Origin of the sequence: Streptomyces sp. Tu 2975 (assembly GCF_009832925.1) — a bacterium.
GTDB lineage: Bacteria > Actinomycetota > Actinomycetes > Streptomycetales > Streptomycetaceae > Streptomyces.
In genome coordinates, this window is record NZ_CP047140.1 from 1456484 (window position 1) to 1472216 (window position 15733).

The 15733-nt window shown below is 73.3% G+C and carries 14 protein-coding genes and 1 pseudogene; 5 read left to right on the plus strand and 10 right to left on the minus strand.

All coding sequences use genetic code 11. The features are described from left to right. Positions 1-51: 51 nt before the first annotated feature. Positions 52-546 carry an NUDIX hydrolase gene (locus tag GLX30_RS06330; RefSeq protein WP_208545376.1) on the plus strand — a complete coding sequence of 165 codons (495 nt, stop codon included), beginning with the start codon at positions 52-54 and terminating at the stop codon, positions 544-546. Positions 547-562: 16 nt separating this feature from the next. On the opposite strand, the gene GLX30_RS06335 is transcribed toward GLX30_RS06330, so the two are convergent. Then, entirely contained in the window at positions 563-763 is a 201-nt protein-coding gene (locus GLX30_RS06335; RefSeq protein ID WP_159684592.1) for a type II toxin-antitoxin system VapB family antitoxin, read from the minus strand. A gap of 147 nt (positions 764-910) precedes the next feature. Between GLX30_RS06335 and GLX30_RS06340 the strand changes: the two genes are divergently transcribed. Further along, a complete protein-coding gene (locus GLX30_RS06340) occupies positions 911-1657 on the plus strand; it encodes a Sir2 family NAD-dependent protein deacetylase (RefSeq protein WP_159684595.1) in 747 nt (248 codons plus the stop codon). Here the strand turns inward: GLX30_RS06340 and GLX30_RS06345 are convergent. From GLX30_RS06345 to GLX30_RS06365, 5 genes are all read right to left on the minus strand, one after another. Continuing rightward, on the minus strand, positions 1576-2151 hold the full coding sequence (locus GLX30_RS06345) for a methylated-DNA--[protein]-cysteine S-methyltransferase (protein ID WP_159684598.1): 576 nt from the start codon (positions 2149-2151) through the stop codon (positions 1576-1578). The two genes, GLX30_RS06340 and GLX30_RS06345, sit on opposite strands and share 82 nt — an antisense overlap. 15 nt (positions 2152-2166) lie before the next feature. Then, positions 2167-3642, minus strand: coding sequence for an AlkA N-terminal domain-containing protein (locus GLX30_RS06350; RefSeq protein ID WP_159684601.1), 1476 nt, complete (start codon positions 3640-3642; stop codon positions 2167-2169). A gap of 82 nt (positions 3643-3724) precedes the next feature. Then, positions 3725-4258: an O-acetyl-ADP-ribose deacetylase gene (locus GLX30_RS06355; RefSeq protein ID WP_159684604.1), complete on the minus strand. Its 534-nt coding sequence runs from the start codon at positions 4256-4258 to the stop codon at positions 3725-3727. A gap of 8 nt (positions 4259-4266) precedes the next feature. Continuing rightward, entirely contained in the window at positions 4267-5550 is a 1284-nt protein-coding gene (locus tag GLX30_RS06360; RefSeq protein ID WP_159684607.1) for a M48 family metallopeptidase, read from the minus strand. Between the two features lie 143 nt (positions 5551-5693). Continuing rightward, the gene (locus GLX30_RS06365) at positions 5694-7109 is read right to left on the minus strand and encodes an NAD(P)/FAD-dependent oxidoreductase (protein WP_159684610.1); all 1416 of its coding nucleotides are present in this window, start codon (positions 7107-7109) and stop codon (positions 5694-5696) included. 87 nt (positions 7110-7196) lie between these two features. On the opposite strand from GLX30_RS06365, the gene GLX30_RS06370 reads away from it, so the two are divergent. Beyond that, the gene (locus GLX30_RS06370; protein WP_159684613.1) at positions 7197-8006 is read left to right on the plus strand and encodes a nucleotidyltransferase domain-containing protein; all 810 of its coding nucleotides are present in this window, start codon (positions 7197-7199) and stop codon (positions 8004-8006) included. Between the two features lie 382 nt (positions 8007-8388). Here the strand turns inward: GLX30_RS06370 and GLX30_RS06375 are convergent, their stop codons facing one another. Next, positions 8389-9207: an inositol monophosphatase family protein gene (locus GLX30_RS06375; protein WP_159684616.1), complete on the minus strand. Its 819-nt coding sequence runs from the start codon at positions 9205-9207 to the stop codon at positions 8389-8391. Between the two features lie 41 nt (positions 9208-9248). Further along, a pseudogene (locus tag GLX30_RS06380) lies at positions 9249-11034 on the minus strand (gamma-glutamyltransferase). Positions 11035-11410: 376 nt separating this feature from the next. Between GLX30_RS06380 and GLX30_RS35855 the strand changes: the two are divergent. Continuing rightward, positions 11411-13351 carry a DUF1996 domain-containing protein gene (locus GLX30_RS35855; protein WP_279632571.1) on the plus strand — a complete coding sequence of 647 codons (1941 nt, stop codon included), beginning with the start codon at positions 11411-11413 and terminating at the stop codon, positions 13349-13351. Between the two features lie 117 nt (positions 13352-13468). On the opposite strand, the gene GLX30_RS06390 is transcribed toward GLX30_RS35855, so the two are convergent. After that, positions 13469-14008, minus strand: a complete 540-nt coding sequence (locus tag GLX30_RS06390) for a TetR/AcrR family transcriptional regulator (protein ID WP_159684619.1) — start codon at positions 14006-14008, stop codon at positions 13469-13471. Between the two features lie 86 nt (positions 14009-14094). Between GLX30_RS06390 and GLX30_RS06395 the strand changes: the two genes are divergently transcribed. After that, the gene (locus GLX30_RS06395; RefSeq protein ID WP_159684622.1) at positions 14095-15006 is read left to right on the plus strand and encodes an oxidoreductase; all 912 of its coding nucleotides are present in this window, start codon (positions 14095-14097) and stop codon (positions 15004-15006) included. A 42-nt stretch (positions 15007-15048) separates the two neighbouring features. On the opposite strand, the gene GLX30_RS06400 is transcribed toward GLX30_RS06395, so the two are convergent. Then, positions 15049-15705: a M15 family metallopeptidase gene (locus GLX30_RS06400; RefSeq protein ID WP_159684624.1), complete on the minus strand. Its 657-nt coding sequence runs from the start codon at positions 15703-15705 to the stop codon at positions 15049-15051. Positions 15706-15733: the final 28 nt, after the last annotated feature.

Consider the following 15733-nt stretch of genomic DNA (forward strand, 5'->3'; position numbering starts at 1 on the left):
CCAGTCCCACATCGTCCGCCTCCGTACGCCGTATGGCCTACGCTGCGTGCCGTGACGACCTCCGACTACGCCGCGTACATCGCTGCCCTCCCCCGCGTGCTCGCCGGTGCCGCCGTGCTGCTGCGGAACGACGAGGGTCTCGTGCTGCTCGTGGAGCCCAACTACCGCGAGGGCTGGGGGCTGCCGGGCGGCACCATCGAGTCCGATCTGGGCGAGACTCCGCGCCAGGCCGCCCGGCGGGAGGCGGCGGAGGAGATCGGGCTCGACGTCGAGCCGGGGGCGCTGCTCGCGGTCGACTGGGTGCCGGGCGAGGGCCGGCCGCCGATCACCGCGTACGTGTACGACGGCGGCGTGCTCACCGAGGAACGCCTCAAGACGATCCGGCTCCAGGAGGAGGAGCTGCTCTCCTGGCGGCTGGTGGCCAGGGAGGACCTTCCCCGGTTCCTGCTCGGTTCGCTCGGGCACCGGGTGCTGGCCGCCCTCGACGCGCTGGAGGCGGGCACCGGGACGGTCGAGCTGGTGAACGGACTGCCGCCCGTGTCCTGACCGGTCGCCCCCGCGGTCACGCCTGGGGATCCGGCGGCTGGACGTCGCGCTTGCCCTGGGGCTCGTCGCGTGCGGCCACCCGCGCCTCCGTGCGGTGGCCCCGTGCGATGTAGTCGCGCACGACCAGCTCGACGGCGTCCTGCGGGCTGCCCACGCCCGCCAGCACCATGACCTCGACGACGAGTTCGGCATCCAGACTGATCGTGAGCTTCGCCATGGGCGGGACGGTAGCAGCGGCGCGCAAACGGTTCGCCACAGGTGGCGCCGTCTACGTACATTCGGTCATATGACAGCCCTCGCGATCCGGGCGCGGCATCGGCAGGCGCAGGTGTGAGGGGACGCCGGCACTTTGTGGAGCAGAGCAATGGCAGAAGTGACCTCGCACCATGACCGGCCTCTTGTCGCCATCCTCAGCGGTGCCGGTATCTCCACCGATTCCGGAATCCCTGACTATCGCGGCCCCAACGGGCTGTGGCGGCGGGACCCGGAGGCGCAGAAGCTCGTCACGTACGAGTACTACATGGCTGATCCGGAGATCCGTCGGCGTTCGTGGCAGATGCGGCGCAAGAACCGGACGCTGAAGGCGGAGCCGAACGCGGCGCACCGGGCGGTCGTCGCGCTCGAGCGGGCCGGGGTGCCGGTGCGGGTGATCACTCAGAACGTGGACGGACTGCACCAGCTCGCCGGGCTGCCCGCCCGCAAGGTCTTCGAACTGCACGGCAGCGCACGGAGTTTCGTGTGCACCGAGTGCCACGCGCGGGGACCCATGGAGGACGCCCTCGCCCGCGTGGAGTCCGGTGAGGACGACCCGCCGTGCCTGGAGTGCGGCGGGATCCTGAAGTCGGCGACCGTGATGTTCGGCCAGCGCCTCGACCCGGTGGTACTGGGTCAGGCCGTCGCGGTCACCAAGGCCTGTCAGGTCTTCGTCGCCGTCGGCACCAGCCTCCAGGTCCAGCCGGCCGCGGGCCTCGCCGGTGTCGCGGCCGAGCACGGCGCCCGGCTGATCGTCGTGAACGCCGAACCCACGCCTTACGACGAGATGGCCGACGAGGTCGTCCGGGAGCCCATCGGGACGGCGCTGCCCGCGCTGCTGGAGCGGCTCGCGGGCTGAAAGAGCGCGTCGTCGAAGCCTCCGCGCTCGAAGGAGAGCAGCCGCTGTTTGCGGTCGAGGCCGCCGCCGTAGCCGACGAGGCTGCCGGACGAGCCGATGACGCGATGGCAGGGCACGATGATGCCGATCGGGTTCTTGCCGTTGGCGAGACCCACCGCGCGGGAGGCCCCCCGGTTGCCGAGGATCTCCGCGAGTTCGCCGTAGGTGCGGGTCTGCCCGTACGGGATCCGGCGCAGTTGCTCCCACACGCTGCGCTGGAAGGGGGTTCCCGCGCAGTGCGTCGGCAGGTCGAACTCGGTGAGTTCGCGGGCGAAGTAGGCGTCGAGCTGGCTGATCGTCTCGCCGAACGGCCGCTCGTCCTCCTCGCCGAAGGTCTCCTCCGCGGGGCGGTGCCGCTGCTCGGTCATGTACAGCCCGCTGAGCACGCCGTCGGTGGCGACGAGGGTGAGCGGGCCGTACGGGCTGTCGACGACGGTGTGCTGCCGGATCGTCATGTCTGTTCGGTCTCCTTACGCGGGAAGGTGGTTGATGGGGTGGTCGTCCGACGCCCACAGGTACTGGACCGCGTAGGCCCGCCACGGCCGCCAGGCGGCCGCGCGTGCGGTGAGCGCGGCAGGCGTGGACGGCAGGCCGAGTGCGGCGGCGGCGCGGCGCATGCCGAGGTCGGTGGGCAGGAAGGCGTCGGGATCGCCGAGGGCGCGCATTGCGATGACCTCCACGGTCCACGGTCCGAAGCCGGGCAGGCCGGCGAGCTGGGCGCGCGCCTTGTCCCAGTCGCTTCCGGGGTCGAGCTTCAGCGTGCCGTCGGCGAGGGCGGTGACGAGCGTGGTGAGGGTCGTCCGGCGGCTGCGGGGCAGCGCCAGGGCCTCCGGGTCGAGCGCAGCCAGCGCCTCCGGCACCGGGAAAAGGTGTGTCAGGCCGCCTTCCGGGTCCTCCACGGGCACGCCGTGCGCCCGGACGAGGCGCCCCGCGTGGGTGCGGGCCGCGGCCGTGGAGACCTGCTGGCCGAGCACGGCCCGTACGGCGAACTCGGCCGCGTCGACCGTGCGCGGCACGCGCCGGCCGGGTGCCTTGCCGACCAGCGGCGCCAGCAACGGATCGTCGCGCAACTGCTCGTCCACGGCGACCGGGTCGGCGTCGAGGTCGAGCATCCAGCGGCATCGGCTGATCGCGATGGTGAGATCGCGCGGGTCGGTCAGCGACAGCCGGCAGGCGATGTGGTCGGGATGCGGGGTGAGGGCGACGATGCCGTGCCCGTACGGGAGCGAGAGTGTGCGCCGGTAAGCGCCGTCCCGCCACTCCTCCACGCCGGGCACGCCGGTCGCCGCGAGGTGCCCGAAGAGGTTGCCGGGCTCGAGCGGTGCGCGGTACGGGAGCCGGAGGGCGATCACGCCGGGCGTCGGCGCGGGAGCAGAACGACCGCGGCCGGCCCTCGCCCGCAGCTCGCCCGGGGAGAGCGCGAAAACTTCGCGGACGGTGTCGTTGAACGTGCGGATCGAGGAGAAGCCCGCCGCGAAGGCGACCTCCGCCATCGGCAGCGGCGTCGTCTCGATGAGCAGCCGTGCCGTCTGCGCGCGCTGCGCCCGGGCCAGGGCGAGCGGCCCCGCGCCGAGCTCGGCGAGCAGCTGGCGCTCGACCTGCCGGGTCGAATATCCGAGCCGGGCCGCCAGGCCGGGCACTCCCTCACGGTCGACGACCCCGTCCTGGATGAGCCGGACGGCCCGTGCGACGGCGTCGGCGCGGGCGTTCCATTCGGGCGAGCCGGGGCTGGTGTCGGGTCGGCAGCGTTTGCACGCCCGGAAGCCGGCCTGCTGGCAGGCGGCGGCGCTCGGGTAGAAGACCATGTTCTCGGCCTTCGGCGGCACCACCGGGCAACTGGGACGGCAGTAGATCCGGGTGGTCAGCACGGCGGTGAAGAACCATCCGTCGAACCGCGCGTCCTTGGAACGGACGGCGCGCACGCAACGCTCGGTGTCGGTGTGCATGACTCAAGGATGGCGGGTGCCGGGGACAGGTGGCTGGCAGGAATCCGACATCAGCGTCCGGCTGCCTGGGCCTCGGCGCGGCTCAGACGGGAGATTCGAGGGCGGATGCGAAGGCCGCGTAGGCGCTGTCGTCGAACAGGACGAACCGCACTTCTTCGACCGGCGTCACGGCGGCCTCGCGGACGGTGCGGACGGCGATCCGCGCGCCGTCGTCGATGGGCCACCCGTAGATGCCCGTGGAGATCGCCGGGAACGCCACGGTCCGCGCGCCCAGCTCCGCCGCGACGCGCAGCGACTCGTGGTAGCAGGAGGCGAGCAGCGCCGAGCGGTCCTCGGAGGCGCTGTGGACCGGCCCGACGGTGTGGATGACGTGTTCCGCGTCGAGACGTCCGGCCGTGGTGGCGACGGCCTGCCCGGTCGCGAGCCCCTTGCCGTAGTGGGAGGCACGCAGGGCCCGGCACTCGGCGAGGATCTCGGGGCCGCCTCTGCGGTGGATGGCGCCGTCGACTCCCCCGCCGCCGAGCAGTGAGGAGTTGGCGGCGTTGACGATCGCGTCGGCGTGCTGCTCGGTGATGTCACCGCGGACGAGGGTGACGGTCGGGGCGCTCTGCGTCATGGATCCCATCATCCTTCCCGGCGCCCGCCCTTGACGATCCGGCGCGCGAGTCGCTCCCGCGGCCCGGCCAGCTCGTCGGCGACCGAGGCGAGGCGCGCGTCGTCGGGCACGACACGCGCCGTGAGCGGCTCACCGGTGAGCAGGCAGGCGCGTCGCAGGTGTGTCGGCGGATGGGTGGCGTCGACGGTGTGGCCGCGCAGTGCGCTCGCCCGGCGCTGCCGTTCGATCTCGCTCTCGGGGATCGCCTCGATCTGGGCGGCCAGCCGCTCCCAGAGCCCGCGCCATGTCTCCAGGTACGACTTGTCCCCGGCCCGCCGCATCTGGCCGGCGTTGGACTCGCGCAGCAGGGCGGATTCGGCGGAGTCCGCGACGAGGAGCCGGTCCATCAGCCCGACGGCTGCCTCCGTCGATCCCGCCCTCGCCGCCGTGGCGTCGGCGAGGTACTCACCGCGCTGAGCCGCCCGCAGTGTCAACTGGTCGAGCAGCATGAGCAGTCCGAGGACCGCGCAGCGCGGCAGGAAGTACACGGCGTTGAGGAACATCTCGCCGATGGTCGGGCTCGGCACGCGTCGGAGCAAGAAGTGCCAGAGGCCGAGGGAGCGGAGGGCGCTGTAGGTGATCAGGCTGCGGCGGGTGTCGCCGCCCGCGTAGTGGCCGAGTTCGTGGCCGAGGAGGGCGATCCTCTGCTGGGGTGTGAGGATCTCCCAGAGTCCGAGCCCGATGTTCAGCGTGCGGCGCTGCCGGATCCCGTACGTCGTGACGCTCGCGTTGACCTCGTCGCTCACGACGACCGCGTGCACCCCTGCCGTGCCGGCGACGTCGGCGACCTCGTCGATCATGGCGAAGAGCTGGGGCGCGTCGGCCCTGTGCAGCACCGGCAGATCGTCGGGCAGTCCGCCGAACCGGGGCCGCAGGAGCCAGGCCAGCAGTAGCGAGAGAACGCCGAGCAGCGGGGCCGCCGTGCCCCATCCGAGCACGGTGAGCAGGACGCCGGTGACGAGCAGGGCGACGGTGGTCCCGTGAACGGCGAGGGAGAGGGCGTACGCGAGGAGGGTCGCGGCGTCACCCTGCGGCTTCAGCGTGGCCCCGGACGTGACCTCGGCGAGCAGCTTCTCACCGTGCCGCAGCGCCAGGTCGCGCCGCAGCCGCTCCAGCGCACCGTGCTGCTCGTCAGGACCTCGGGGGTCGACGTTCCAGTCGCACGCCGCGCACCACGCGGTGAAGCGGTGGTCCGTCCGGACCTCGGCCCCGCACCCGGGGCATGGCTGTACGGTCTCCGTCGTGGTGCCCACGCCGTGGTTCCCCTCCCGCGGCCACTCCCCAGAGGCCGCCGCATGTGCGACGCGACCGGACCCGCTCCTCGAACGGCGAGGAGTGATCACGTCGGCGCCGCAGCGTAAACCGTGCACTACCGCGCTGACCAGCCCCGTTCCGCTCAGCGCTGCCGCAGCCGGCGCCACACCGCCTTCGCCGCGTGGTGGCCCGGCATACCGTGGACGCCGGGGCCGGGCGGGGTCGCGGAGGAGCAGATGAAGACGGCGGGGTGGGCGGTCGCGTAAGGGACGCGGGCCAGCTTGGGGCGGATGACGGTCTGGAGTCCCGAGAAGGCGCCGCACGCGATGTCACCGCCCACGTAGTTGGCGTTGCGCGCGGCGATCTCGGGAGGGCCGGCGACGGCGCGGGCCAGGACCAGGTCGCGGAAGCCCGGTGCGAAGCGCTCCAGTTGACGCTCGACGACCTCGGTCGCGTCGCCTTCCCAGCCGGCCGGGACGTGGCCGTACGCCCACAGGACGTGCTTGCCTTCGGGCGCCCTGGTCGGGTCGATCACGCTCGGCTGGGCGGTGATGAGGAACGGGACCTCGGGGGCGCGGCCGGAGACCGCCGCGCCGAGGGCGCTCTCGATCTCGGCCGCCGTGGGGCCGATGTGCACGGTCCCCGCTGCCCTGGCCTCGGTGGCCTGCCACGGCATCGGCCCCGACAACGCGTAGTCGATCTTGAACGCGGAGGCGCCGTACCGGTAGCGCCAGTACGCCTGGCCGAGCCCGGCGATCCTGGCGAGCGCGGTCGGTGAGGTGTCGAAGACGTACGCCCGGGCCGGCGGCAGCTCGTCGAGCCGCCGGACCGCGGCGCCCGTGTGGATGGTGCCGCCCTGGGAGCGCAGGTAGGACGCGAGGGCGTCGGCGATGGCCTGTGAGCCGCCGCGCGGGACGGGCCAGCCGACCTCGTGCGCGGCCAGCGCGAACAGCAGGGCGATGCCTCCCGTGGCGATGCCGCTGGTGGGGGCGATGGCGTGCGCGGCGAGCCCGGCGAGCAGCCCCCGGGCCTTCTCCCCGCGGAAGCGGCGGGCGAGCATGCTCGCGGGCCGGATCGCGTCCAGGCCGAAGCGTGCGTAACGGTACGGATCGGTGGGCAGCCCGTCCCAGGGAGTGCGCAGGAAGTCCGCGGCGATGCTGTCCCAGTGGCCGAGGTAGGGGGCAAGGAGACGGCGGTACGCGCCGGCGTCCGCCGCGCCCAGAGACATGGCGCTCTCGCCGACCGAGCGGCTGAGAACGGCCGCCGTTCCGTCCGGGAACGGATGGGCGAGCGGCAGTTCGGGGTGCAGCCAGGTCAGGCCGTGCCGCTCGAGCGGCATCCGGCCGAACGCGGGTGAGCCGATGCCGAGCGGGTGGACGGCGGAGCACGGGTCGTGACGGAAGCCGGGAAGGGTCAGTTCCTCCGTCCTGGCACCGCCACCGACGGTGTCCATGGCTTCGTGGACGGCGACCGAGAAGCCGCGGCGGGCCAGTTCGACCGCGGCGGTCAGCCCGTTGGGGCCGGCTCCCACGACGACGGCATCGAGCATCGACGGCACCTTCGGACTCCTTTGTCAGCCGACGGCCAAGAGACCCAAGGATATTCCCGGGCACCCCCATCGTGGGCGGAGTACCGTCCGTGCGCGATGAACAACATGATCGAGGACATGGCGGCGCGGCTCGCCGAAGTGCCCGGGGTGCGGGCTGTGGCGCTCGGCGGCAGCCGCGCGCGGGGCACCCACCGGCCCGACTCCGACTGGGACCTCGGCGTCTACTACCGGGGCGAGGTCGATGTCGCGGCCCTGGTGGCGCTGGCGTCGGACGTGACGGGAGAGCCCGTGGAGGTCGCCGGGCCCGGCGGCTGGGGGCCGTGGGTGAACGGCGGCGCATGGCTCTCGGTGAACGGCGTGCCGGTGGACTGGATCCTGCGGGACCTGGACCGGGTCGAACGGGTTTGGGCCGACTGCCGGGCCGGGCGGTTCGAGACGGGCATCCAGCCCGGGCACCCGCTGGGCTTCTGGTCGCCCGCGTACGTGGGCGAGGTCGCGCTGTGCCGCGTACTGGCCGACCCGGCGGGCGAGTTGACGTCGTTGCGGGAGCGGACGCAGGAGTATCCGGAGCCGTTGCGCCGCGCGCTGGTCGACGCGGCGTGGGAGGCGGACTTCTCGGTGGCCGCCGCGGCGAAGTCGGCGGGGGCGGCGGACACGCTGCATGTGGCGCTGTGCCTGTCACGTTCGTTCGGTGTGCTGGTCCAGGCCGTGCACGCCCACCACCGGGTGTGGTGCCTCAACGAGAAGGGCGCGCTGAGGGCGGCCGCGGCGCTCCCTGGCGTGCCCGCGGACTTCGCCGCCCGTGTGGCCGCGGCGCTGACCGGCCTGGGCACGGCCGCGGTGGCGTCTGCGGGCACGCTGGTCCGGGAGACCAGGACCCTGCTGACAGCAGACAGCCCGTCCTGAGACGGCCCGGCCGACGGCGGCACGCCGCGCCTTACGATCGGGCGCGCTCGCGGGCCGCGCAGGGGGCGCGCTTCGGAGCCGGGCCGGCCACCGGCGCAACGTACATGAGCGGCGTCGGCCTTGCGGCCGCCCGCAGACAGGCGGTCTCAGGCGTCGGCCGACCCTGCGACCCGACGCGGGCAGAAGCCACCAGGGGGCGGCCGGCCCGGCAGGCCCCGCGTCAGCGGGCGGGGGCGACGGGTCGCCCAGCGCGCGGGCGACCGGGACCGGACCACGACGCTGCGCAGCCCCGACGGTCCCCGCCGGGGCGTGCCCCGTCCCGGACCGGGCCGGCCGGGCGGGGCGGTGCGGTGCGGAGGTCCAGGGGTCGCGATCCGCCGTGTCAGGTCAGGAGTTCGCGGATCCGGCGGGCCGTGGCCTCGTCGCGGGCCGCCGTGAACGGGAGGACGTTGGGGCCCGTGATGCGGAAGGGCTCACCGGCGACGGTGAGATGCGCACCGCCCGCCTCCGTCACCAGGAGCAGACCGGCAGCGTGGTCCCACGCGAGCTCCCAGGAGAAGGCCACCGCGTCCAGGTCGCCACGTGCGACGCCCAGGTACTCGAGTCCCGCCGAGCCGCACGGTCTGGCTTCGACGCCGGGCTCGGCGAGCCCGAGCAGCGCAAGCTTCTGCTCCGGAGTCGTGTAGTCCGGATGGGACATCGCGACCCGCAGCACCGAGCCCGGAACGGGCGAACCGGATGTCAACGGCGCGCCGTTGAGCCGGGCGCCGCCGCCGCGCACGGCGACGGCGAACTCGTCGAGCACCGGCGCGTACGTCCAGGACGCGAGCACCTCACCGCGCACGGCGAGCGCGACGAGCGTGCAGAACCCCGGCTCGCCGCGCACGAACTGGCGAGTGCCGTCGACCGGGTCGACGATCCACACGGGCGCATCGCCGTGCAGTGCGTCGGCGACCGCCGGGTCCGCGTGCACGGCCTCCTCGCCGACGACCACGGAGCCCGGCACGAGCGCGGTGAGCGAGGCCGTGAGGTGCTCCTCCGCGCTGCGGTCGGCGATCGTGACGAGGTCGTGCGGGCCGGTCTTCTCGTCGACCTCGTGCGCGGCGAGCCGGCGGTAGCGCGGCACGATCTCCGCGGCCGCCGCCTTGCGGACCGCCTCCTCGACATCGGACAGGTCCCCGGTCAGAAAGTCATCGATCATGTCTCCAGACAATCATGCCCGGCCGACATCGAGGGAGGCGTTCAGCGTCCCACCGCGTAACCCTGCATTCCCCTGGGGTTCGCCGCGGCGGAGAGCACTCCGGTGCGAGGGTCGCGTGCCACCACGCAGAGCCTGCCCTCCGACCAGGGCCCGCCGACGGTGACGTCGTGTCCGCGCTCACGCAGCCCGGCGATCACCTCCGGGGGCGTGCGGGACTCGACGGTGAGGCTGCCGGGCCGCATGCCGCGCGGATGGAACGAGCCGGGAAAGGCGTCGTTGTGCCAGTTGGGAGCATCGACGGCGCCCTGGAGGTCGTAGCCGCCGCGGACCGCCGGCCGCAGCGCGACGGCGAGGAAGAAGTGGAGCTGCCACTGGTCCTGCTGGTCACCGCCGGGGGTGCCGAACGCCATCACGGGCACGCCGTCGCGCAGCGCCAGCGTGGGTGTCAGGGTGGTGCGCGGGCGGCGGCCGGGGGTGAGGGAGTTCGGCAGGCCCGGCTCGAGCCAGGTCATCTGGAGGCGCGTGCCGAGGGGGAAGCCCAGCTCCGGCACGACGGGATTGGATTGGAGCCAGCCCCCGCTGGGGGTGGCCGCGACCATGTTGCCCCAGCGGTCGACGATGTCGAGATGGCAGGTGTCGCCCTGGACCGCGCCGTCCCGTGCCACGGTCGGCTCCCCCGCACCCGGTGCGCCGGCGCCTGGGCCGTCGCCCAGCACGTCGGCGGCGCGGGGGCTCATGACGGGGATGCGGCCGCCGGGGCTGCCGGGCCGCAGGTCGTAGGAGGCCTTGTCGCCGACGAGCGCGCGGCGGGCCCTGTTGTAGGGCTCGGACAGCAGATCGCGGAGGGGGACCGCGGCCGCGTCGCCGTACCAGGCCTCCCGGTCCGCCATCGCCAGTTTGCAGCCCTCGACGAGCAGGTGGACGTACTCGGCGGAGCCGTAGGCGGGCAGTTCGGGGGCAGCAGGGCCAGCTGCTGGAGGAATGCCGGCCCCTGGCTCCACCCGCCCGCCTTGCACAGGGTCCAGCCGTTCCAGTCGAAAGTGACCGGTGCCTCGTACGTGGCCGACCAGCCGGCCAGGTCCGCCGCCGTGAGGGTGCCGGCGTGGCGGGTGCCGCTGGTGTCCATGGTGGGCCGCCCGGACTGTCGGACGAGCGCCTCGGCGACGAAGCCGGCGCGCCACACCTCCCGCGCGGCCTCGATCTGCCCGACCCGGTCGGACGCGGCCGCTTCCGCCTCCGCGATCAGCCGCCGCCAGGTGGCGGCGAGCGAGGGGTTGCGGAACAGCGTGCCGGGGACGGGGGCTGCCCGCCGGGCAGGTACACCGCGGCGGACGAGGTCCATTCGGTCTCGAAGAGCCCGCGTACGGTCTCCACCGTCTCGCAGAGCCGTTCGACGGGAGGGTGCCCGTGCTCGGCGTAGCCGATGGCGTAACTCAGCACCTCGGCAAGAGCTTTGGTGCCGTGGTCACGCAGGAGGACCATCCACGCGTCGAACGCGCCCGGCACGGCGGCGGCCAGCGGACCCGTCCCTGGGACGAGGTCGAGGCCCAACGAGCGGTAGTGCGCGACGGTGGCCCCGGCGGGCGCGACGCCCTGGCCGCACAACACGCGTACCTCGCCGCCGGCCGGGGCGACGATGACCGGCACCTCGCCGGCCGGCCCGCACAGATGCGGCTCGACGACGTGAAGCACGAACCCGGCGGCGACGGCGGCGTCGTAGGCGTTGCCGCCGCGCTCGAGCACGGCCGTCGCGGACTGCGAGGCGAGCCAGTGCGTGGAGGACACCATCCCGAAGGTGCCCTGGAGCGTCGGCCGGGTCGTGAACATATCGCCCTCTCACCTCGTGTTCGTCCGGATCGGTCGCAACCGCCCTGGTCGGACTCGCGGTTCGCGGCGGCGTTGAACACGTCGCCCCTCCCGCGCGTATGGAACTGGACGTGCCCCTTTCCGGACACCGTCATGCCCACTTGGCCATGCAGCAGATGGAGTTCTCCATGGGACGAACAACGCGAAGACGTCCGAGAGCAGGCAGACGCACGGCTGCCGCCTCGATCGCCCTCATCCTCGCCGGCGGCGGTCTCATCGCGGTCAACTCCTATGCCGCCGCCGGTGAGGGACAGGGCCCTGGCCGGGCGGGGCCGGCCAGGCACAGCCGGGGACCCTGGGCGCCGGACCGGTCCCGGCGACCGTCAAGTGCCCGGAGGTGGCGAACGGGCTGCCGGAGGTGCCGGAAGCGGCCAGGGCGGAGGTCGACCGCGAGCTGGCGACGATGGACAGTGGGATCACCGAGGCCTACCAGCGGTTCGCCGACGAGAAGGAACAGATCGAACGGGATCCGCAGTTCGCGCAGAACGCGATCCTCGGGCCTCTCCGGAGCAAGCGGGAAGCGGGCATCGACCGCATCGCGGAAGCCATCGGCCGGATCACCGGGCAACGGCCGCAGGACCTGCGTGCGCTGGCTCCCTGCACCCTGCAGACCGATGACGCGGACGGCGGGAACGGGGGCGGCCCGGGCGGTGACGCGGGAGGCGACGCCGGGCAGGACGGCGGCGGGCAGGGAGGCAGCGGCGGCCAGGCGGGCAACGGCCCCGAGGCGTCCGACTTCGCCGACATCCGCACCGTGTCCCCGAACGTGCAGGATCCCCCGCGACTGCGCGGCGCCTCCCGCGGCACTTTCACCACGGACTGCGGGGTCAACGCGAACGGCAAGTTCAATCCGGACAACGTCATCGTCGCTCCGGGAGTGAGCAACGGCGCCCACCACATGCACGACTACGTGGGCAACCAGGCCAACGACGCGTTCGCATCGGACGAGGATCTCGCGGCGGGCGCGACGACGTGCCGCGACCAGGGCGACCGGTCCACCTACTACTGGCCCGTGCTGCGGCTCCAGAACGGTCAGGCGGAGAACGACGCCCAGGCGGACGGCGGCGGCAAGGACCAGAACGTCGGCGAGATCCTGACCCCGTCACAGGTGACGCTCGACTTCGTCGGCAACCCGCGCGGCAAGGTCACCGCCATGCCGCGCTTCCTGCGGATCATCACCGGGGACGCGAAGGCCTTCGTCAACGGCAATGCGAACGCCAACGCCTCCTGGAGCTGCACCGGCTTCGAGGACCGGCAGCTGAAGGACAAGTACCCCGTCTGTCCCCAGGGCAGCAAGGTGGTGCGCAGTTTCAAGTTCCAGAGCTGCTGGGACGGCCGGAACGCCGACAGCGCCAACCACCGCACCCATGTGGCCTTCACGGACGCGAGCGGCCGTTGCCCGGGCGGTTTCCTCCCCATTCCCCAGCTCGTCCAGCGGATCGTCTACGACGTGCCGCCACCTGTCTTCGAGGGCGCGGACGCCGTCGTCTTCGCGCTCGACTCGTTCCCGGAGCAGTTGCACAAGCCGATCACCGACCACGGTGACTTCATCAACGTCTTCGACGAGGAGCTCATGCGGGAGTTGGTGAGCTGTCTCAACGAGGGGCGCCGCTGTGGCACCGGCGATCCGGCGCAGGCACCGGGCGGCGACGGCCCGGAGCCGAAGGACGCCCCGGCGACGGCCACCGCCGCCCCGACCGGCTCGCCGGCGCCCGCTCCCGCGGAGCCGAAGCCGGAAGCCCCCGCGCAGGCGAAGCCGGAAGCCCCCGCGCGTCCGGCCGCGCCCACCGCCGATCCGGCGCCGGTACCCCCGGCGGGCGATGAGCCTGCGACGCACCCGGCGACGCCCGCGACCCGGCAGCCCGCCGTGGAGCAGCCCGCAGCTGAGCAGCCCGCCGCGAGGCCCACGGCCGAGGCGGAGCAGGCGCCCGGAACATCCGACGCGGACCGAGCACGGCCCGAAGCGGCAGAGGCACCCGCCCCGCCGGCCGCCCCCGCCGACCAGGCCGGCCCACGCGCGCCCGCGCAGAGCGCGCCGGCCACCGCTGCCGACCGGCAGAGTCCGCAGGCCCCGGCCGGGACAGCTGCCTCCGCACCCGCGGCGGGCGGGTCGAACGTCCCGGTGCCGAACGGTGACGCCGATCCGCAGGCCGTGGAGGGCGGGCTGGCCGAGACCGGCGCCCAGTTGTGGCCGTCGGCCGCCGGAGCCGTGCTGCTGATCGTGGGTGTGGTGCTCCTCCGCATGCGCCCGCGCCCTGCGGTCACGCGTCGACGATGACGTGGTCCCCGGCGCTCCGCCTCATGTGAGTACCGTCCGGTCGCGGTCGCGCGGCACACGCCGCCGACCGCGGTCGGGTCCGTGCGTGCACGAGCCCGGGCGGCCGGTCGGGCTGCCTCAGGCCAGGACGGAACGGAGCGCCAGCTCGATCCAGCGGTCGCGGGCCGCCTCCGGCAGCGAGTCGTCGGGCGCGGTCGCGGCAATGAGGGCGAAGTCCGCCGTGGTGATGTCGGGGCGGAGAAGTCCGCGGGCGTGGGCCACGGCGGTGATGCGGTCGAGCTCGGCGAAGCCGCGGCTCTCCATCTCCTGAAGGGCGTCCGCCGCCAGGCCGGTGGCCGCCGCCTTGATCGCCTTGTCGGAGGCAGGCTTCCGGATGAGCCATTCGAGGAGCCCACGCAGTTCCGCGACCGGGTCGGCGCCGTCGTCGACCCGGTCCGCCGCTGTCCGGACGTCGGCGACGAGCCGCTCCGTGAGTTCGGCCAGCGCCGCGGCGATCAGGTCCGCCTTGGTGGGGAAGTGGCGGTAGAGCGTCCCCACTGCCACTCCGGCCGCTGCGGCGATCTCGTCCATCCCGACCCCGTCGCCCTGCTCGGCGAGCAGCGTCCCCGCGGCGTCCAGGATGCTCTTCCGATTGCGTGCCGAATCGGCGCGGACCATGGCCGCTCCTCGTCTCCACTTGACCAAAGATGAACCCAGGTTCACTATAAATGGTGAACCGATGTTCATGTTAGGGGAGATGTGCCATGACCGGCTGGACAGAAGAAGACGTGCCCCCCGTCACCGAGGGGACCCTCGCCGTGGTGACCGGAGCCAATACCGGGCTGGGCCTCGACACGACACGCGTGCTCGCCCAGCGGGGCGCCACCGTTGTGATGGCCTGCCGCAACCAGGACAAGGCCGCCGCTGCCCGCCAAGGGCTCATCGACCGCGGAGTCGACCCCGGCCGCCTCCGCACGGCGTCCCTCGACCTGGCGGACCAGGGGTCGATCGCCGACTTCGCCGACGGACTGCCGGACGGCCGGATCGACCTGCTGATCAACAACGCGGGCCTGATGGCGGTCCCCCGGTCCGTCACCGCCGACAGCTTCGAGACCCAGTTCGGCGTCAATCATCTCGGCCACATGGCTCTGACGCTCCGCCTGCTCCCCCGACTCAACGCGACGCCGGGCGCCCGAGTCGTCACCCTCACCAGCATGGGACACCGTCCGGGCCGGATCCGGCTGGACGACCCGAACTTCCGCCGCGGCCGCTACAACCGCTGGACGGCATACTTCCAGTCCAAGCTGGCGAACATGCTCTTCACCGCCGAGCTCGCCAGGCGCAACGAGGGCCGCGGCGCCCTGTCCCTGGCAGCCCACCCCGGGTACGCCGCCACCGAACTCGGCAAGGACACCGGAATCCAGGCACGGCTCCTCTCCGTCGCCGACAGGCTCGCCGCGCAGCCCTCCGCCGCCGGGGCCTGGCCCACCCTGCGCGCCGCGACCGACCCGGCCGCGGTCAACGGCGCCCTCTACGGTCCCCGGCGGCTCGTGTCGGGCGCGGCCGTCCATGAGACGCCGAGCCGCACCGCGCGCCGTACCGACCTGGCCGTCCGCCTCTGGGACCTCTCACTCGACCTGCTCTCCCCGGCGAAGGTCACCGATCCGCTCGCGTAGGCGGAGCCACCGTCCCGGGCCCGGCACCGCCGGGCCGCCCGGTCAGGTGCCGTCGGCGGAGAAGTGGTGGTAGTCCGGGGGCGACCAGCGGCCGCCCCACTCCCAGCCGGCATCGTCCATCGCCGTGGTGACGGCGTCGCCCGGAGTGATCACGCCTTCGGCGGGACGGTCACGGTCGAGGTGGTCCTCCGCGCCCGGCGGGTGCACCCGTCCCGAGCGGTCGACGTACGGGTTCTCCGCGGGGTTGATGTCGACCGCGTCCCCGAAGGAGTGGCGCGACAGGTTGCGGGCGTCGCCCGTCACCCGGCGGCAGTTGAAGGCGGAGGTGTTGTCGGCCGCCATCGCCTTGGTGTCGTCGCCGCCGTACTCGCCCATGACCCGCATACGGCGGATGGGGAAGCGTTCCTCGAAGGCCTTCTCGAAGACGTGCAGCACGGGCCGGACCTCGTCCTGATGGACGATCAGCTCTCCGCGGTGGACACGGCCGTCGAAACCCCAGTGGTTCATGGTGAGCAGCCGCAGCCGGGACGGCGGCACCGGGCAGCCCGGTTCGTAGCTCGCGCCGAGTTTGGACGGGGGAACGTCGCTGACGGTGGCCCTCAGCCCCGGGGCGGCGGCCGTGGCACCTTGAGCGGGCACGGCGCCGAGTGTGAGCCCGAGGGCCAGGACGGGCGCGGCGGCCCGGCGCGCGACGTTCACCCTTTCAGGTTAAGGACATCGCCGATTC